At 60.8% G+C, this 17,168-nt stretch carries 20 protein-coding genes; 13 read left to right on the top strand and 7 right to left on the bottom strand.

The features are described 5' to 3' along the window. The first annotated feature begins 34 nt into the window (after positions 1-34). The 5 genes from yeiP to rmuC all read left to right on the top strand — a co-directional run bounded on the left by yeiP (position 35) and on the right by rmuC (position 3,668). Positions 35-604 (top strand): elongation factor P-like protein YeiP, encoded by a 570-nt coding sequence (gene yeiP / locus ACEVBK_RS16525; protein WP_375055990.1) that lies wholly within the window; start codon positions 35-37, stop codon positions 602-604. 58 nt (positions 605-662) lie between these two features. Beyond that, entirely contained in the window at positions 663-1,076 is a 414-nt protein-coding gene (locus ACEVBK_RS16520; protein ID WP_375055989.1) for a DUF4399 domain-containing protein, read from the top strand. A 111-nt stretch (positions 1,077-1,187) separates the two neighbouring features. Then, positions 1,188-2,027, top strand: coding sequence for a PfkB family carbohydrate kinase (locus ACEVBK_RS16515; RefSeq protein ID WP_375055988.1), 840 nt, complete (start codon positions 1,188-1,190; stop codon positions 2,025-2,027). A gap of 118 nt (positions 2,028-2,145) precedes the next feature. Then, positions 2,146-2,322 (top strand): hypothetical protein, encoded by a 177-nt coding sequence (locus ACEVBK_RS16510; protein WP_375055987.1) that lies wholly within the window; start codon positions 2,146-2,148, stop codon positions 2,320-2,322. Further along, on the top strand, positions 2,322-3,668 hold the full coding sequence (gene rmuC / locus ACEVBK_RS16505; protein ID WP_375055986.1) for a DNA recombination protein RmuC: 1,347 nt from the start codon (positions 2,322-2,324) through the stop codon (positions 3,666-3,668). The genes ACEVBK_RS16510 and rmuC overlap by 1 nt, the downstream gene beginning before the upstream one ends. On the opposite strand, the gene ACEVBK_RS16500 is transcribed toward rmuC, so the two are convergent. From ACEVBK_RS16500 to def, 5 genes are read right to left on the bottom strand one after another with little or no spacing between them, the layout of a single operon-like run. After that, on the bottom strand, positions 3,649-5,094 hold the full coding sequence (locus ACEVBK_RS16500) for a TrkH family potassium uptake protein (protein ID WP_375055985.1): 1,446 nt from the start codon (positions 5,092-5,094) through the stop codon (positions 3,649-3,651). The two genes, rmuC and ACEVBK_RS16500, sit on opposite strands and share 20 nt — an antisense overlap. Before the next feature lie 9 nt (positions 5,095-5,103). Then, entirely contained in the window at positions 5,104-6,480 is a 1,377-nt protein-coding gene (gene trkA, locus ACEVBK_RS16495) for a Trk system potassium transporter TrkA (RefSeq protein WP_375055984.1), read from the bottom strand. Then, positions 6,477-7,772, bottom strand: a complete 1,296-nt coding sequence (gene rsmB, locus ACEVBK_RS16490) for a 16S rRNA (cytosine(967)-C(5))-methyltransferase RsmB (protein ID WP_375055982.1) — start codon at positions 7,770-7,772, stop codon at positions 6,477-6,479. Before rsmB ends, trkA begins: the two co-directional genes overlap by 4 nt. A gap of 25 nt (positions 7,773-7,797) precedes the next feature. Continuing rightward, entirely contained in the window at positions 7,798-8,742 is a 945-nt protein-coding gene (gene fmt / locus ACEVBK_RS16485; protein WP_375055981.1) for a methionyl-tRNA formyltransferase, read from the bottom strand. Between the two features lie 18 nt (positions 8,743-8,760). Further along, positions 8,761-9,270 (bottom strand): peptide deformylase, encoded by a 510-nt coding sequence (def, locus tag ACEVBK_RS16480; protein WP_375055980.1) that lies wholly within the window; start codon positions 9,268-9,270, stop codon positions 8,761-8,763. A 94-nt stretch (positions 9,271-9,364) separates the two neighbouring features. Here def and ACEVBK_RS16475 point away from each other — a divergent pair, with 94 nt between their 5' ends. Genes ACEVBK_RS16475 through hemF form a run of 6 tightly spaced genes read left to right on the top strand, consistent with a single transcriptional unit; the run spans position 9,365 to position 14,147 of the window. Continuing rightward, the gene (locus ACEVBK_RS16475) at positions 9,365-10,468 is read left to right on the top strand and encodes a LysM peptidoglycan-binding domain-containing protein (protein ID WP_375055979.1); all 1,104 of its coding nucleotides are present in this window, start codon (positions 9,365-9,367) and stop codon (positions 10,466-10,468) included. Further along, a complete protein-coding gene (dprA, locus tag ACEVBK_RS16470) occupies positions 10,449-11,546 on the top strand; it encodes a DNA-processing protein DprA (protein ID WP_375055978.1) in 1,098 nt (365 codons plus the stop codon). The genes ACEVBK_RS16475 and dprA overlap by 20 nt, the downstream gene beginning before the upstream one ends. A 2-nt stretch (positions 11,547-11,548) precedes the next feature. After that, positions 11,549-12,022: a DUF494 family protein gene (locus ACEVBK_RS16465; RefSeq protein WP_375055977.1), complete on the top strand. Its 474-nt coding sequence runs from the start codon at positions 11,549-11,551 to the stop codon at positions 12,020-12,022. A 47-nt stretch (positions 12,023-12,069) separates the two neighbouring features. Then, entirely contained in the window at positions 12,070-12,618 is a 549-nt protein-coding gene (locus ACEVBK_RS16460) for a type I DNA topoisomerase (RefSeq protein WP_375055976.1), read from the top strand. 31 nt (positions 12,619-12,649) lie between these two features. Further along, positions 12,650-13,213, top strand: a complete 564-nt coding sequence (locus tag ACEVBK_RS16455) for a Sua5/YciO/YrdC/YwlC family protein (protein ID WP_375055975.1) — start codon at positions 12,650-12,652, stop codon at positions 13,211-13,213. Between the two features lie 25 nt (positions 13,214-13,238). Beyond that, positions 13,239-14,147 carry an oxygen-dependent coproporphyrinogen oxidase gene (gene hemF, locus ACEVBK_RS16450; RefSeq protein ID WP_375055974.1) on the top strand — a complete coding sequence of 303 codons (909 nt, stop codon included), beginning with the start codon at positions 13,239-13,241 and terminating at the stop codon, positions 14,145-14,147. Here hemF and hdfR read toward each other — a convergent pair. Continuing rightward, a complete protein-coding gene (gene hdfR, locus ACEVBK_RS16445; protein ID WP_375055973.1) occupies positions 14,144-15,001 on the bottom strand; it encodes an HTH-type transcriptional regulator HdfR in 858 nt (285 codons plus the stop codon). The genes hemF and hdfR overlap by 4 nt on opposite strands. Positions 15,002-15,362: 361 nt before the next feature. Between hdfR and aroE the strand changes: the two genes are divergently transcribed. Together aroE and ACEVBK_RS16435 are read left to right on the top strand one after the other, a co-directional pair. Beyond that, positions 15,363-16,187, top strand: coding sequence for a shikimate dehydrogenase (gene aroE / locus ACEVBK_RS16440; protein ID WP_375055972.1), 825 nt, complete (start codon positions 15,363-15,365; stop codon positions 16,185-16,187). After that, positions 16,184-16,444 (top strand): DUF1488 domain-containing protein, encoded by a 261-nt coding sequence (locus ACEVBK_RS16435; RefSeq protein WP_375055971.1) that lies wholly within the window; start codon positions 16,184-16,186, stop codon positions 16,442-16,444. Before aroE ends, ACEVBK_RS16435 begins: the two co-directional genes overlap by 4 nt. Positions 16,445-16,478: 34 nt before the next feature. On the opposite strand, the gene ACEVBK_RS16430 is transcribed toward ACEVBK_RS16435, so the two are convergent. After that, on the bottom strand, positions 16,479-17,015 hold the full coding sequence (locus ACEVBK_RS16430; RefSeq protein WP_375055970.1) for a gamma carbonic anhydrase family protein: 537 nt from the start codon (positions 17,013-17,015) through the stop codon (positions 16,479-16,481). Positions 17,016-17,168 lie beyond the last annotated feature (153 nt).

The following is a 17,168-nucleotide window of genomic DNA, read 5'->3' as shown; positions in this document are numbered from 1 at the left end:
TAAGATGCGGCGTCTGATTTTCTGGAGAGTATTCATGCCAAGGGCGAATGAAGTTAAGAAAGGAATGGTGGTCGAGCTGGACGGCAAGCTGCTGATGGTTCGCGACATCGAGGTGCAGAGCCCGAGTGCACGAGGTGCGACCACCCTCTACAAGATGCGCTTTACCGATCTGAAGACCGGGCTCAAGGCGGAAGAACGGTTCAAGGGCGACGAGCTGCTTACCACCATAGAGCTGCAACGGCGCACCGTGGTGCTGTCCTACGTGGACGGCGACGACCATATTTTCATGGACATGGAAGACTACAGCCAGTATCCGATCCGCAGCAGCGAGATCGCCGACGAACTGCTGTTTCTTGATGAAACCACCCAGGGCATCCAGGTGATGCTGGTGGATGGCCAGGTGATCGGTCTGGAGCCGCCGCAGACGGTGGAAATGGTGATTGTGGATACCACTCCGGAAATCAAGGGAGCCTCGGCGTCGGCGCGTACCAAGCCGGCCACCTTCGCCACCGGGCTGACCGTCCAGGTACCGGAATACCTGAAAATCGGCGACAAGGTGCGCATTCATACCACGGAGCGGCGTTATATGGGGCGGGCCGACTGAGCCCCTTCATCTCCGGGGATGCTATGCTTGCTGCTGATGCCACTACCAAGGAGCAAAGATGATGAGCGGAGCAAGTATCTTCACCGTGGCGGCCGTGCTGGCCGCCGCGACCGTGATGGCGACACCGTCCCCGGAAGGAGCGCGAGTCTATTTCATCACGCCTGCCGATGGCGAGGTCGTGAATACGGAGTTTACGGTCAGGTTCGGTCTGCAGGGCATGGGCGTGGCCCCGGCCGGGGTCGAACTGCCCAATACCGGCCACCATCACCTGCTGATCAATGCAGAGGCGGAGGATCTGTCTCAGCCCCTGCCGGCCAGCGAACAGGTGCTGCATTTCGGGGGTGGCCAGACCGAAACCCGGCTCAGCCTGCCGCCGGGGGAATACCGCCTGCAGCTGATGCTGGGAGACCACTTGCATATTCCGCATCAGCCGCCGCTGATGTCGGAGCCCATCAAGGTGACGGTAGAATGATGCCCACTGCCAACAGGCTCGGCTGGCCGGAACCCCTTGCTGATAAGGTGTGAGCCTGTTTGATAGGGTGGTGCCGCCCCGGGTGCCGCGATGTAATGAAGGATCCTGGCGATGGCAAAACTGCTGCTTCTGGCCAATTTAAATTGTGATCATGTGTTGTTATTGAACGAGTCGCTCACTGCCGGCGGCCGCTTGCTGTACCGGGACCAGGGGCGACGGCTGGGCGGAGGGGCCGCCAACACCGGCGTCGGCCTGCTGTGGGCGGGTCATGAGGTCTGCATCATTTCCCGGGTCGGGCGGGATGATACCGGCGACTGGCTGCGGCAGGAGGCTCAGGGGCTGGGGTTGAACATCGACTACGTGGAGCGCTTCGATGGCGACACCGGAGAGCTGCTGGTGCTGGTGGACGGCCAGGGCGAGCGCACCATCTTGCGTCAGGCCCGGCGGCCGGCATTGCCCGGCCTGCTGCCGATCGAGCCGGCGGATTGCCTGTACGTCAATATGGATGGTGCCGAAGCCGCCGGCTATATGGCGCGGATGATCGAGCGAACCCTGGTGATCAGCCAGTACCCCAAGGAGGGACGCTGGTCCCGGCCCTGCCAGGTGCTGATCGCCTCGGCCGCCGATCTGGCACCGCAGCCGGATCTCTGGAACCATGCCCGGCGGTTGGCGGGCGAACAGTTGCAATGGCTGGTGGTGACCCACGGCGAGCAGGGCGCCGAGGCGTTCTCGGCCGACCGGCACATTCGGATACCGGCCCGGCCGGTGTCGGTGGTGGATGCCACCGGGGCCGGCGATGCCTTCGCCGGTGGACTCATCCATGGTCTGGTATCGGGGTTGGCGATGCCGGCGGCACTGGAGCAGGCCGGGCATTGGGCGGCGTATGCCCTGTCTTCCAGTACCTCCATTCCTTCCGAGCAGTTGAGGAGTTATCTGCGCCGTACCGGCTGAATTCGGGCCCGGTCGCTGGTAAGCTTGAGCCTTACCCTCGGCAATCGGGACTAAGGCATTGGATAACGGCCTGTTTATTTCTTTTCTCACCCAGTGTTGGCGCTGGTCTGTGTTTCTGATGTTTCCACTGCTGGTGGCCTTGTACAGCCAGTTGCTGGATCTGCCACTGGCCGACTTCGACAATGGGGTAAACCAGCACAAGTGGCTGATTATTCTGTTGTATCTGCTCTATGTACTGCTCTGGTTGCGCTTTAACCGGCGGGTCATGGCGATGCTCGAACAGCGGAGGCGCTGATGGCCGAACTGTTATCGGGGTACTGGCCCTATCTATCGGCGGCGGTGGCGGCGCTGGTCGGTTGGGGCTTGACCCGGCTCGGCTTGCATTCGCGACTGGCGTTGCTGGCTCAGCAGAATGAGCAGCTGCAGGGCCAGCTGGAAGAGCGGCTGCAGGAGCTGGAAGGTAGCCGGCAGCGGCTGGAGCAGCAGCAACAACTGGTGTTGAAGATGAACGGCCGGCTCAAGGAATACGAAACCCTGCTGCGTCAGGAACGGCAGTGGGCGGCGGAGAAGCAGGCACAGTATGAAGCCAGCGAACACCGGCTGAGCCAGCAGTTCGAAAACCTGGCCCAGCGTATCTTCGAGCAGAAAACCCATAACTTCCGGGAGTTGAACCAGCACAGTCTGGAAAGCCTGCTGTCTCCGTTACGTGAACAGTTGGAGGGGTTTCGCCGCAACATGCAGGAAAGCCATGCGGATGAGAGCCGCCAGCGGCACAGTCTGAAATTCGAGATAGAGCGGCTGGCCGAACTGCACCGGCAGATGAGCGCCGACACCGCCGCCCTGACCCGGGCCCTGAAAGGGGACAGCAAGCAACAGGGTAACTGGGGCGAAGTGGTGCTGGCCCGGGTACTGTCCGAATCGGGGTTGCGTGAAGGGCACGAGTACAGCACCCAGCGAAGCTTCAGCAACGCCGATGGCAAGCGCTACCAACCGGACGTGGTGGTGCACCTGCCGCAAGACAAGGACATCATCATCGATGCCAAGGTGTCGCTGACCGCCTATGAGCGTTACTTCAACGGCGATAGTCCGGCCGAGCGGGAGCAGGCGCTGCGCGAGCATGTCACCTCGGTACGCGGTCATATCCGCGAGCTGGGGCGCAAGGACTATCAGCAACTGCAGGGGGTGCGTACCCTCGATTATGTGCTGATGTTCGTGGCGGTGGAGCCGGCCTTCCTGGTGGCGGTGGAAGCGGAGCCGGGGCTGGTGAAGTATGCCCTGGACCATAATATCCTGCTGGTCAGCCCCACCAACCTGCTGGTGGCCCTGCGTACCATAGAAAACCTGTGGCGGGTGGAGCGGCAGAATCAGAACGCACGGAAAATCGCCGAGTCGGCGGGCAAAATCTATGAAAAACTACGCCTGTTCACGGAAGACATGGATGCGGTGGGCCAGTCGCTGCAGCGGGCCGACGACAGCTACCAGAAGGCGATGAAGAAGCTGACTACGGGCCGGGGCAATCTGATCCGCCAGGCCGAGGCGTTCCGGGAGTTGGGGGTGGAAGTGGCCAAGCCCCTGCCCGAGCATCTGCGGGAAGCGGCGGCGGAGGTGCCGCCGTCCTTGATCAACCGCGCCAGAAGCTAGGGAAAAACAGTACCGCCACCGTCAGTATCTCCAGCCGGCCCATCAGCATGCCGAGCGCCATCAGCCACTTGGCCGTATCCGGCAGGGTGGCGAAGTTGCCGCTCGGGCCTATCGTTTCGCCGATGCCCGGCCCCACGTTGGCCACGGCGGTCACGGCGGCGGTAATGGCGATCATCGGCTCCAGTCCCATCAGGGCAAACACCAGGGCAAGCAGTGCCATGGTGGCGAAGTAGCCCATGATAAAGGTGACCAGGGAGCGGATGATGTCATCGTTCACCGGCCGGCCGTTGTATTTCTGGGGGAACACTGCCCGTGGATGCATCAATTGGTGCAGCTGTTTGCGGAACAGGGCCATGGCCACCTGGAAGCGGAACACCTTGAAGCCGCCCGAGGTCGAGCCGGAGCAGGCCCCCGATACCATCAGGATGGCGAACAGCACCAGCGAGAAAGGACCCCAGGTGCCGAAATCCCCCAGCCCATAGCCGGTGGTGGTGATGATGGAGACCAGGTTGACCAGGCTGATGCGAATGGCATCGGCCAGGGGAAAATGCCCCTGCAACCAGAGGTAGAGGCTGAGGATCAGCGCGCAGGCAAGCACCAGGACGAAAAAGCCCTGAACCTGGGCATCGCGCAGCAGGGCCAGGTTACGGTGCTGCAGGCTGGACACCATCAGCAGAAAGGGAAGGCCGCCGATAAACATGAAGACGACGGCTACCCAGTGGGCAGCGGGGGAAAAATTCCCCATGGAGCCGTCCGAGGTGGAGTAACCGCCGGTGCTCAGGGTGGTCATGGCGTGGTTGATGGACTCAAACAGTGTCATCTCGGTGAACAGGTAATAGCTGAGCATGCACAGCAGGCTGAGCAGCAGGTACAGCTGGACGATGTGTTTGGCCATGGTGGCGGCGCGGGGAGCCGCCTTGTCGGACCAGTCGGAGGACTCGGTCTGGAACAGCTTCATCCCGCCCACGTTGAGGTAAGGCAGTATCGCCACCGCCGCCACGATAAAGCCGAGGCCGCCCAGCCACTGCAGCACGGAGCGCCACAGCAGTATGGGTTTGGGCATGTCATCCAGGCCGCTGAGCACGGTGGAGCCGGTGGTGGTCACCCCGGACATGGCCTCGAAAAAGGCGTCGGTAAAACTGATATGGGTGATAAACACGAAGGGCAGGGCAGAAAAGACACTGATGGTGAACCACACCAGGGTGGTCAGCAGAAACATCTCCCTGACCCGTAGCCGGATCTCCGCCTTCTGTCCATAGAGCAGCAACCCGAAAGCGGCGCCATGGGTCAGCAGGGTGGCCAGTAGAAACTCCTGGAAGCCACCGCCCTTACTGAACAGAGCCAGCAAGGTCGGCAACCACATAAACAGCGCCAGTTTCGACAACGCCATGCTCAGCACGAAGGCAATGGGGCGGAGGTTGAACATGGGGTCTCCTTACAGGAAGAAAGGGCTGGGCTGGAACAGCCGCTCCACTTCCGGGATAAATTTCTTGTCCACCAGGAACAGCACCACGTGGTCGTTCTGCTCGATCACCGTCTTGTCGTGGGCGATCAGTACCTCGTCGCCGCGCACGATGGCACCGATGGTGGTGCCCGGCGGCAGCTTGAGCTCGCCTACCTGGCGGCCCACCACCTTGGAAGTGCTGGTGTCACCGTGGGCGATGGCTTCGATGGCCTCGGCCGCTCCCCGGCGGAGGGAGTAGACGTTGACGATATCTGCCCGACGCACATGGGTGAGCAGGGCGGATATGGTGGCCTGCTGGGGCGAGATGGCGACGTCTATGGTACCGCCCTGCACCAGATCCACGTAGGCGCCGCGCTGGATCAGCACCATTACCTTCTTGGCACCCATTTTCTTGGCCAGCATGGCCGACATGATGTTGGCCTCGTCCTTGTTGGTGACGGCGATAAATACGTCCACCTGATCGATATGCTCTTCCACCAGTAATTCCTGATCGGCGGCGTCACCGCAGAAGACGATGGTGTGCTCCAGTATTTCGGACAGCTGCTCGGCTCGCCTGGGGTTGTGTTCGATCAGTTTCACCGAGTAGCGTTTTTCCAGTCTGCGGGCCAGGCCGGCGCCGATGTTGCCGCCGCCGACGATCATGATGCGCTTGTAGTCGCTTTCCAGCCGTTGCAGCTCGGACATCACCGCCTTGATGTGGCCGCTGGCGGCGACGAAGAACACCTCGTCGTCGGCTTCGATGATGGTGGTGCCCTGGGGCCGGATGGGCCTGTCCTGACGGAAGATGGCCGCCACCCGGGTGTCGATATTGGGCATGTGTTCCCGCAGGGTGGACAAGGCATTGCCTACCAGGGGGCCGCCATAGTAGGCCCTGATCGCCACCAGGCCGACCTTGCCCTCGGCAAAGTCCACCACCTGCAGGGCGCCGGGATACTGGATCAGCCGATAGATATACTCGGTGACCAACTGCTCGGGGGCGATCAGGTTGTCCACCGGCACCGCTTCGTTGACGAACAGCCGGTCCCGCTCCGCGAGAAACTCGGGGGAGCGGATACGCGCCACCTTGTTGGGGGTATTGAACAGGGAGTAGGCCACCTGGCAGGCGATCATGTTGGTTTCGTCGCTGTTGGTCACCGCCACCAGCATGTCCGCATCCTGGGCGCCGGCTTCGCGCAGCACGTTGGGGTGGGCGCCGTGGCCGTTGACCACCCGCAGGTCGTACTTGTCCTGCAACTCGCGCAGCCGCTCGCTGTCGGTATCCACTATGGTGATGTCGTTGTTCTCGCCCACCAGGTTTTCCGCCAGGGTACCGCCGACCTGGCCGGCGCCCAGGATAATGATCTTCATGTTGCTTTACTCAACTTGGCGTAATAGAAACCGTCCCGCTGCTCGGTGCCCGGCAACAGCTGCCAACCCGGTTGGTCCGGGCTGTCGTGCTCATGCAGCGGCAGGTGCCGGGCATCCGGGGTGCGGCTCAGGAAGGCTTTGATCTGTTCCTTGTTTTCGTCCGGCAGGATGGAGCAGGTGGCATAGAGCAGGGTGCCGCCCGGCTTGAGCTGCTGCCAGAGGGCATCCAGGATCTGCATCTGCAAGGCGGCCAGCTGGGCGATGTCTTCCGGGCGGCGCAGCCACTTTATGTCCGGGTGGCGGCGGATGACGCCGGTGGCGGAGCAGGGGGCGTCCAGCAGGATGCGATCGAACCGTGGCCCTTGCCACCAGTCGGCGGGCCTGGCCGCGTCTCCCTGGTGGACGCTGGCGGTGAGGCCGATGCGTTGCAGGTTCTGGTGGACTCGTTGCAGGCGTTCCGGATCCAGATCTACCGCCACCAGTTGGCCGAGCTCGGGCTGGCGCTCCAGAATATGAGCGGTCTTGCCGCCGGGGGCGGCGCAGGCATCGAGCACCAGTTCGCCGGGCGCCGCCTCGAGCAGTTGTGCCGCCATCTGGGCGGCGGCATCCTGCACCGAACTGTGGCCCTGCTCGAAGCCGGGCAGCAGGGTAACGTCCAGCGGACGAGCCAGGCGCAGGGCGCTGTCGGCCAGCGGATCGGGAGCCGCATCCAGGCCATCCTGCAGCAGCAAGGCCAGGTAATGCTCGCGGCTGTGGTGGCGACGGTTTACCCGGATCCACATGGGGGGATGCTGGTTGTTGGCCTCGAGAATGGCCGGCCACTGTTCCGGGTAGGCCTGCTGCAACCGTTTCACCAGCCAGTTGGGGTGGGCCAGGCGCAGCTGGGGCAAGGCGTCGACCTTGGTGGTCAGTTCGTCCTGCCGGCGCTGCACGTTGCGCAGCACGCCGTTGACCATGCCCCTGAAGGGCTCGGCCTTGAGCAGTTTGCAGGCATTGACGGTTTCGGCCAGGGCCGCATGGGCCGGGATGCGGGTATAAAGCAACTGGTAGATACCCACCAGTAGCAGGGCATGCACCGGCTGGTATTTGCCCTTGAGCGGTTTTTCCAGCAGTTGCCTGGCGATGGCGTCGAGCCGGCTGTACCAGCGCAGGGAGCCGAAGCACAGCTCCTGCAACAGCGCCCTGTCCTTGGCGGCGAGCTCTTGCTGATAGCGTGGCAGCAGGGCCGAGAGTGACTGGCCCTGATTGATCACCTGATGCAGGATATTGGCCGCGGCGGCACGGGTTTTCATATGATGTCCACTGAGTTGAGAGTGTTCAAACCAGGCGGGCGCCGGGTTCGAACCAGTCCTTACGGGCGTTGAGCAGATCCTGGCAGCTCATGGCCTTCTTGCCCGGTGGCTGCAGGCTGAGCAGGCGCAGTACGCCAGCACCGGTGGCTACATCGATGCCCTGTTTGCCAGCCCGGAGTATGGTGCCGGGCGCCAGCTCGCTGGCTTCATCCCGCGCTTCGGCCCGCCACAGCTTGAGGTTGTGCTCACCGATCATGAAGTAGCTGACCGGCCAGGGATTGAAGGCGCGTACACAGCGCTCGATCTGGGCGGCGGGCTGGCGCCAGTCGATCCGGGCTTCTTCCTTGCTGAGCTTTTCCGCATAGTTGGCCTGGGCGTCATCCTGGGGCTCGGCCACCGCCGAGCCTGCGGCCAGCTGTTCGAGGGTATGCAGCAGTGCCTTGGGGCCGATATCCGCCAGCTTTTCATAGAGGCTGGCGGAGGTGTCTTCCGGGGTGATCGGCAGGCTGGCCTTGTGCAGCATGGCGCCGGTGTCCAGCCCTTTGTCCATCTGCATGATGGTGACGCCGGTTGCTGCATCGCCGGCCCAGATGGCCCGCTGGATGGGAGCGGCGCCGCGCCAGCGTGGCAGCAGGGAGCCGTGCACATTGATGCACCCCAGGCGCGGAGTGTCGAGTACCACCTGGGGCAGGATCAGGCCGTAGGCCACCACTACCATGATATCGGCGTCCAGGGCGGCCAACTGCTGCTGAGCGGCTTCCTGGCGCAGGCTTTCGGGCTGTAATACGGCAACGCCGGCTTGTTCGGCGAGCACCTTGACCGGGCTGGGCGTCAGTTTCTTGCCCCGGCCGGCGGGCCGGTCCGGCTGGGTGTAGACGGCGACGACATTGTGTTCCGAGCCGAGCAGGGCCTGCAGGTGGCGGGCGGCAAAGTCCGGGGTGCCGGCGAAGATGATATTGAGCTTGCTCAAAGGGCGTCCTTTATCGGATTAGCGTTGATCTTGCTTGGCGAGTTTTTCCAGCTTCTGGCGGATACGCTGGCGTTTGAGCGGCGACAGATAGTCGACGAACAGCTTGCCCTTGAGGTGATCCATTTCATGCTGGATACAGATGGCCAGCAGGTCATCGGCGTCCAGTTCGAATTCCTGTCCCTGACGGTCCTGGGCTTTCACCTTGACCCGTTCGGCACGGGGCACCAGGGCGCGGGCGCCAGGCACGGACAGGCAACCCTCTTCAATACCGGTGCTGCCCGATTGCTCCAGGATTTCCGGGTTGATCAATACCAGCGGCTGATCCCGGTTTTCGGACACGTCGATCACGATCAGCCGTTGGTGAATATCAACCTGGGTCGCTGCCAGGCCGATGCCTTCCTCGGCATACATGGTTTCAAACATATCATCTACAATGTGCTGTAACGCCGGGGTTATTTCGGTGACGGGCTTGGCTACGGTACGCAGCCGCTCATCGGGAAAACGTAATACTTCTAACACTTTTGCCATGGTTACTATGCTTATTCCAATATCGGTACTGACAGTATTTTAGCCGTGTAACCACACAAAAAACAGCAAGAGTTGGCCGAAGGGCAAGGATGTGATGAAACAGCAAGGCATGCGTTTGCTCGGGTTGCTGGCGGGTTGCTGTTTTGGCCTGCAGGCACAGAGCCCGGAACTGACCGCCCATTACCCTGACAGTTACACCGTTCGTCAGGGTGATACCCTGTGGGATATCTCGGCCCGGTTTCTGACCTCTCCCTGGTTGTGGCCCAGGCTGTGGCAGGCGAATCCTCGGCTCACCAATCCCCATCTGATTTATCCCGGAGACGTTCTTACCCTGATCCGGGTCGACGGCCAGCCCCGCCTGGTGCGGGTCGAGCCGGGCGGAACGGGCGTGGCTCGACTGTCTCCCCGGGTGCGAGCCGAACCGGCGGTCGCCACCATCCCCCTCGCATCGATCCTGAATTTTACCGACAGCCACCGCATTCTGGCGCCTTCGGCATTGCGACAGGCTCCTTACATTCTCGGTGACCAGCAGGGGCGGGTGGCGATGGTGAAGGGAGACGACGTCTACGTTCGCGGTCGGTTGCACCCGGGAGAGCCTTACGCGGTATACCGTCTGCAGGAGAAACTGACCGACAGGATGACCGATACCGTCCTGGGGCAGAAAGCGGTTCTGGTTGGAACAGTATTGGCTCGGCAGCAGATGGGGCGGGAGCTAAGCCGCGTGGCCGTGAGCAGCCTGAGGCAGGAGATGCGACAGGGCGACAAGGTGTTGCCCCTGGCGTCCGACGGTGCCCTGGCCGCCTTCTATTATCCCCGGCCGGGGCCGGCATTTGACAATGCCTATGTGGTGGCGATGGGGCGGGACGGGAGTATGGCGGGGCGCCATGGCGTGGTGTTCATCAATAAAGGCCGTGCGCAGGGAGTCAGGGCCGGCGATCTCTATGCGGTGCTGAAACCCGGGCCGGGGGTGTACGACTATGGTGCCAGTGTGCGAAATGAACTCATCTATGCCGATTCGGCGAGTCGCTACCTGCGCAATACCGGCCAGGCCCAGGCATTGCCGTCCACGGCCATCGCGCGGCTGATGGTGTTCAGCGTACAGGAGCTCGTCAGCACGGCCCTGATACTAGACAGTGAGGATTTGGTGCGTATCCATTACCGACTGGGCGATGTGAGAGATGCCGGATACCGGCCTTGAACAGCATCCGTTGTTACCCTGGCTGGCCCTGCAGCACACGGCTGGAATAGGCCCGATCCGCGCATGCAAATTGCGCGACAAACTGGGTATGACCTGGTTTGACTCTCCCGCACTGAAGGCTTGCGGTCTGTCCGACGAGCAATTGGCACAGCTGTTGACTCCCCAGTGGCAGATATTGGAGCGGCTGCTGGAATGGCAGCAATCGAGCCCATCCCGCCATATCCTGTCGTGGGATCACAAGGACTATCCCGCCTTGCTCAAATCCTGCCCCGGCGCCCCCCTGATGCTGTTTGTGGAAGGATCCTTGCCGGCCTTGTCACTCGTCCAGATCGCGATTGTGGGTACCCGGCACCCATCCTATGTGGGGCGGGAGAATGCCAAGGTTCTGGTGCCGCAACTGGTGGACGCCGGCGCGGCCATTACTTCGGGGCTGGCCATCGGTATCGACGGGCTCAGTCACCAAGCGGCGCTGGATCAGGGGGGCATTACCCTGGCGGTGCTTGGCTCGGGGCTGGAGCACTGTTACCCCAAACGACACCAACGGCTGGCGATGGACATCATCGGCACGGGCGGTGCCCTGATATCGGAGTGCTATCCCTGGGAAAGTCCTCTGGCTCATCATTTTCCCCGCCGTAACCGTATCATCAGCGGGCTGAGCCTGGGGGTGCTGGTGGTGGAAGCCGCAGAGCGTAGCGGTTCCCTGATCACTGCCCGTTTTGCGCTGGAGCAGGGGCGAGAGGTGTTTGCCATTCCCGGGGCCTGGCAAAATCCCCAGGCCGACGGGTGCAACCGCTTGATCCAGCAGGGTGCCAAATTGGTCTGTGAAGCCAGGGATATTCTCGAAGAACTGGTGGCGTTTTCGGATGCGGCGATAAAAATTCATCCTCCTGCAACGGAGGAATTATTGCCTTATCCGGACTTGTTGGATAACGTAGGTTTAGAGACAACGGCAGTGGACTTGATCGCGTCCCGTTGTCAGCAGCCGGTGCAGGAGGTACTTACCCGGTTGGTCGAGCTGGAATTGGCTGGCTGGGTGGAATCCGTACCCGGGGGTTATGTCAGAGCGAGGAGGGGCTGATCATGTTCGATGTACTGATGTACCTGTTCGAAACCTATATCCATGCGGATGTAGATTCCATGGTAGAACAGGATGAACTCGCCGATGAATTGACCCAAGCGGGTTTTCATAAGGAAGAGATCCTCAAGGCTTTGGCCTGGCTGGAACGTCTCGCCGAGTTGCAGGAGGCGGAAGAAACGCCAGCCTGGGCCCGTTCTGCTCCGGACTCATTCCGTATCTACATTCAAGAAGAACTCTATAAGATCGATGCCGAAGGGCGAGGCTTCCTGCTGTTCCTGGAGCAAATCAAGGTACTTAATGCTGAAACCCGCGAGATCGTCATCGATCGGCTGATGGAACTGGACTCGCCGGTGATCGAACTGGACGATCTCAAGTGGGTGGTGCTGATGGTCCTGTTCAATGTGCCCGGCAGCGAGTCCGCCTACCACCAGCTGGAGGAGCTGATTTTCGAACAGCCGGAAGGGGCGGTTCACTGAGGGCGGCCGCGCTGTTAGAATTCGTTCAATGAATTCGGAGGCGCGGCATGTCGAAAATCGATCCCAGTCTGTTCAATACCCAGGATCATGCCCCACAGTGGGCGGATGAGCCTTGTCCCCGGTGCGGTGATAAACTGGAGTTGCGCCATGGCAAGCATGGCGCCTTCATTGGCTGCTCGTCTTATCCTCGCTGTGACTATTTGCGCCCTTGCAAGGTGGTAGAACACGACGAGGACGTGGAGAAAGTGCTGGAAGGCAGTGCATGCCCGTCCTGCGGCCATGTGCTCGCCATCAAGAAGGGGCGTTACGGCCTCTTTATCGGTTGCTCCAATTATCCTGCCTGCCATCATGTGGCCGACATCAACGAACAAGGTGGCACGGATCCCGTCTGCCCGTCCTGTGGCAAGGGCAAGCTGGTCGCGAGAACTTCCCGTTACGGCAAACGCTTTTATGGTTGTGAGCGTTACCCGGCTTGTCGTTATGTCATCAACGACAAACCCCGGGCCGAGGTCTGCCCCGAATGTGGCTTCGGCATCCTGGCCGAGCGCAAGGGACTGCTGTATTGCCCGAATAAAGGTTGCGACTATCAACGTTGACCCTATCTCCATACAGGAACCATTGACCTTAATGAACCAGCAAGATCTTCTTACCGCGGTCGACTGCCTCAATCGGGGCGGCATTATCGGTTACGCCACCGAGGCTGTATTCGGCCTGGGATGTGATCCCGATGATGGTGACGCCGTGCGGCGTCTGCTCGAGCTGAAGCAAAGGCCGGTTGACAAGGGGCTGATATTGATTGCCGCCGATTTCAGCCAACTGCTGCCATACCTCGATCTGGAGGCCTTGCCGGCGGGGCGGCTCGACCCGATTCTGGAAAGCTGGCCCGGGCCTTACACCTGGATTATCCCGGCCAAACCGGAAGTGCCGGTATGGCTGAGAGGACGCTTCAGTTCTCTGGCGGTACGGGTCACCGCCCATCGGCAGGCCCATGATTTATGCCTGGCATTCGGCAAACCCCTGGTGTCCACCAGTGCCAATAAAACCGGTGAGGAGCCGGCGAGAAACGCACGACTGCTGGCAGAGCAGATAGGAGCGCGGCTCGACTATATTTTGCCTGGAACCACGGACGGGCGGGCCAACCCATCCCTGATCCGGGATGGTATCACCGGGGCCACGGTACGCCCGGCTTGAACATCACCTATATAAAGGAACTGAAATGAGCGGTAAACCGGATATCACGGCCGTTAAAGCATTTTTGCTACAGTTGCAGGACGACATCTGCGCAGCCCTGGAGCAGACGGACGGCAGTGGCCGTTTTGTGGAAGACAGCTGGACCCGGGAAGAGGGAGGCGGTGGTCGCAGTCGGGTGCTGCGCAACGGCGGCGTGATCGAACAGGGCGGCGTGAACTTTTCGCATGTGCATGGTGCCGCCATGCCGGCCTCGGCTACCGCCCACAGGCCCGAACTGGCCGGCCGCTCCTTCGAGGCCATGGGGGTTTCCCTGGTGATCCATCCCCACAATCCCCATGTGCCGACCAGCCATGCCAACGTGCGCTTCTTTATTGCAGAGAAAGAAGGTGCCGATCCGGTCTGGTGGTTCGGCGGTGGCTTTGACCTGACCCCCTTTTACCCGATGGAAGAAGATTGCCGGCACTGGCATCGGGTGGCCCATGAGCTCTGTGCCCCTTTCGGAGAGCAGGTGTATCCAGAGTACAAGGCCTGGTGCGATCGCTATTTTTATCTCAAGCACCGCGATGAAACCCGTGGCGTCGGTGGCCTGTTCTTCGACGATCTGAACCATTGGCCTTTCGAACGCTGCTTTGCCTTTATGCAGGCGGTGGGCCGGGGGTATCTCGAGGCCTACCTGCCGATTATCGAACGGCGCAAAGATACCCCCTACGGCGAGGCGGAGCGGCAGTTCCAGCTGTATCGGCGTGGGCGCTATGTGGAGTTCAATCTGGTGTATGACAGGGGAACCCTGTTTGGCCTGCAGACCGGCGGCCGCACCGAGTCCATCCTGATGTCGATGCCGCCGCTGGCGCGTTGGGAATATAACTGGCAGCCGGCACCGGGCTCGGCCGAAGCCCGGTTGCAGGAATACCTGGTACCCAAGGACTGGTTTTAACTGACTGGCTCTGCCTTGGGGCCGAACAGTTCGATAACCCTGTCGATCAACCCCTGCCGCTCACTGCCAGGCAGGTAGGCGGCATAGACTTCCCGGTTGATGGAAGGGGCATCGGCGACCACAAAAAGCTGTTGCTGTTCCAGATAGCTGCGGGCCATGGCGCCGGGTAAAAAAGCACTGCCGCCATGGTGCAGCAGGTATTCCAGGGCGATACGTACCGAGCCGGTATGCAGCAGCGGCGGTGTGGCGGTATTGAACAGCTTGGCATGTTGAGTATTGAAGGCGGTGCCCCAGTCGATGCGAATATAATCCTGAGCCATGGCGTCAATGGCGGTCAGCCCTGAATAGGTTGATACCAGCTGTAACTCCATGGTATGCAGGGCGATATGGCGCACGCCTTCGATGCGAGCCGGATCGGTCAAAAAAGCCAGGTCCAGGGTTCTGCCCAGCAGGGCACGGGTCATTTGTTCCGGGGTGCGAATGTCGGCACGCAATGATAGTGCAGGCAGTTCGCAATACAGCCGATGCAACCCTTCCTGCAGGTAGGCATCCCACAGGTTGGCGGTACCCGCCACGGCCAGTTGCTGGGTTTGGCGTTCGCTCAGGGCCACTTCGTGCTGGGCCCGGGCCCAGGCCAGCAGCATGGACTCGGCATGAGGGATCAAGGCTTCCCCGGATGAGGTCAGCTGGATATTGTTGCGCAAACGAGTGAACAGGGTCACTCCCAACTGGCTTTCGAGCTGGCGGATCCTGAAGCTGACCGCCGATGGCGTCAGGTAGAGGTGCTCCGCCGCCTTGCCGAAGTGACGGGTACGCGAGACTTCCAGAAAGGTCTTTAAGAGTTCAGTATCCAAGGTTGACCATAAATATTTTGTTCGTTAGCGCAAAATCTATTCATTTTAGCGGTGAATGCAACAAAAAAAGCATCCATAGTAGCAATATAATAATTCCTGCCCGCGTAAGGGGCGTCGCCTGAGCCACTGTTCCGAATAATCGTAGAGCCCCGCGGCAGTGACCCGGTGCCATTAGCAGGTCCTCAGCGCCAGGGACGCGACGCGCCTTGGACCTCTCCGTTATCGGACGGTGGAGCCCTGGGACGGGGTCATGGCGTATCTGCGTGTGATAGCGGGTCGATGTAGCGGTATCAGGATCAATTATTTAGACCTTAATTATTCAGCTCCGGCGGTCTTCGCCAACGTATGAGAAAAACAGTTCATGGACAAATATGCCGTTATCGGAAACCCCATCAGCCATAGCCAGTCGCCTTTTATCCATAGTTGTTTTGCCCGGCAGACCGATCAGGCGCTGAGCTACGAGCGCCTGTTGGCCCCCCTCGATGATTTTGCCGGTTTCCTGGAACGGTTCAGGCTGGAGGGAGGAAAAGGCTGCAATATTACCGTGCCGTTCAAGACGCAGGCCCTGGCGCTGGCGGAACGCCTGACCGAACGGGCCGAGCTGGCGGGGGCGGTGAATACCCTGCAACTGCTGCCCGATGGCCGATGGCTGGGAGACAATACGGATGGTGCCGGGTTGGTACTGGATCTTAAGCGTCTGGAGGTTCCCTTGACCGGGGCAAGAGTGCTGCTGCTGGGCGCCGGAGGCGCGGCCCGGGGAGCCCTGGGTCCCCTGTTGGCCGAGAAGCCGGTGGAGCTGGTGGTGGCAAACCGGACCCGGGCGAGGGCCGATGAGCTGGCGGTCCGTTTTTCCCCGCTGGGTAATATCGTCAGTGCTCCGCTGGAAACACCGGGTGTGGGTTTTGATGTCATCATCAACAGCACTTCCGCCAGTCTGCAGGGGGAGCAACTGGCCCTGAATGACGGTGTTTGCCATTCCCATAGCCGGGTCTACGATATGATGTATGGCCGGGAAGAAACCGTCTTTCTCTGCTGGGCGAGGGGGCAGGGGCTGGAACAGCGTCACGATGGCCTGGGGATGCTGGTCGGGCAGGCGGCCGAGAGTTTTTACCTCTGGCGTGGAGTCAGGCCGGACATGATGCCAGTACTGACGGCATTGAGAACCAAGTTGGAGTCGGCAACATGAATCAGGACATTATCGTGGGAGACGATCTTTACTGGCAGCCGGAGCTGCAACGTATCGCCTTTACGGCCCATTGGCAGGGACGGCACATTCCCTGTTTTATCGCCCTGCATCGGCTCGAGCACATGAGTGGGCAAAGCCTGAGTGATGAAGCCAATATCATGCTGGCCTTCGAGTCGGTGCGGTTCGATATTGAAGAGTTGGTATCGATCCAAGTAGAAGAAGAAGTCTTTGCTCCCGACGGCAGCCTCTATCTTTAACTAGGGCCGAGCCATGGCTCGGCCCTGGTGCTATTTAGGCTTGTTGCAAGTATTCGTCCTTCAATCGGACATAGTTGTCGGCCGACTCGGGCAAGAAGGCTTTCTCCGCCTCCGTCAGTGGGCGGGCTTGTTTGACCGGAGAGCCTACATAGAGAAAGCCAGACTCCAGCCGCTTGCCCGGGGGGACCAGGCTGCCGGCGCCGATAATGACATCATCACCCACCACGGCCCCATCCAGAATGATGCAGCCCATCCCCACCAATACCCGGTTACCGACGGTACAGGCATGCAGCATGGCCTTGTGCCCTATGGTGACATCCTCGCCGATGATCAGTGGCAGGCCGTCCGGTCGGGCACTGCTCTTACGGGTGACGTGCAACACGGTGCCGTCCTGGATATTGGTGCGGGCACCGATGCGAATATAATTCACGTCACCCCGGGCCGCGACCAGCGGCCAGATGCTGGCGTCATCGCCCAGTTCGATAGCGCCGTACAACACGGCGGATTTCTCGACAAAGACCCCTTTACCCAGTTTGGGCGTGATTCCGTTATAGCTGTTCAATGAGTTCATCCTGTCTGCTCCCGGTTCGGTAGCGGGTTGTGGTGCTATTTTAAAGCCTTTGCCGGTAAAAACGAGGACTGATTGTGTATAACTCTGTGCCTAACCTGTGTTTTTGCTTGGAGTATAGGCAAACGGCCCCGAAAGTGATGTTTTTCACAAAAA

It is taken from the genome of Zobellella sp. DQSA1, assembly GCF_041950555.1.
GTDB lineage: Bacteria > Pseudomonadota > Gammaproteobacteria > Enterobacterales > Aeromonadaceae > Oceanimonas.
This window is presented reverse-complemented; position numbering and strand designations above follow the sequence as displayed.

Coding starts and splice junctions, on each gene's coding strand:
- dprA (WP_375055978.1), top strand. CDS start 10,449: ATGCCGGATACCGGCCTTGAACAGCATCCGTTGTTACCCTGGCTGGCC.
- aroE (WP_375055972.1), top strand. CDS start 15,363: ATGGACAAATATGCCGTTATCGGAAACCCCATCAGCCATAGCCAGTCG.
- trkA (WP_375055984.1), bottom strand. CDS start 6,480: ATGAAGATCATTATCCTGGGCGCCGGCCAGGTCGGCGGTACCCTGGCG.
- ACEVBK_RS16465 (WP_375055977.1), top strand. CDS start 11,549: ATGTTCGATGTACTGATGTACCTGTTCGAAACCTATATCCATGCGGAT.
- ACEVBK_RS16460 (WP_375055976.1), top strand. CDS start 12,070: ATGTCGAAAATCGATCCCAGTCTGTTCAATACCCAGGATCATGCCCCA.
- ACEVBK_RS16435 (WP_375055971.1), top strand. CDS start 16,184: ATGAATCAGGACATTATCGTGGGAGACGATCTTTACTGGCAGCCGGAG.
- yeiP (WP_375055990.1), top strand. CDS start 35: ATGCCAAGGGCGAATGAAGTTAAGAAAGGAATGGTGGTCGAGCTGGAC.
- ACEVBK_RS16455 (WP_375055975.1), top strand. CDS start 12,650: ATGAACCAGCAAGATCTTCTTACCGCGGTCGACTGCCTCAATCGGGGC.
- ACEVBK_RS16500 (WP_375055985.1), bottom strand. CDS start 5,094: ATGTTCAACCTCCGCCCCATTGCCTTCGTGCTGAGCATGGCGTTGTCG.
- rmuC (WP_375055986.1), top strand. CDS start 2,322: ATGGCCGAACTGTTATCGGGGTACTGGCCCTATCTATCGGCGGCGGTG.
- ACEVBK_RS16520 (WP_375055989.1), top strand. CDS start 663: ATGATGAGCGGAGCAAGTATCTTCACCGTGGCGGCCGTGCTGGCCGCC.
- ACEVBK_RS16475 (WP_375055979.1), top strand. CDS start 9,365: ATGAAACAGCAAGGCATGCGTTTGCTCGGGTTGCTGGCGGGTTGCTGT.
- ACEVBK_RS16430 (WP_375055970.1), bottom strand. CDS start 17,015: ATGAACTCATTGAACAGCTATAACGGAATCACGCCCAAACTGGGTAAA.
- rsmB (WP_375055982.1), bottom strand. CDS start 7,772: ATGAAAACCCGTGCCGCCGCGGCCAATATCCTGCATCAGGTGATCAAT.
- hemF (WP_375055974.1), top strand. CDS start 13,239: ATGAGCGGTAAACCGGATATCACGGCCGTTAAAGCATTTTTGCTACAG.
- def (WP_375055980.1), bottom strand. CDS start 9,270: ATGGCAAAAGTGTTAGAAGTATTACGTTTTCCCGATGAGCGGCTGCGT.
- ACEVBK_RS16510 (WP_375055987.1), top strand. CDS start 2,146: ATGTTTCCACTGCTGGTGGCCTTGTACAGCCAGTTGCTGGATCTGCCA.
- ACEVBK_RS16515 (WP_375055988.1), top strand. CDS start 1,188: ATGGCAAAACTGCTGCTTCTGGCCAATTTAAATTGTGATCATGTGTTG.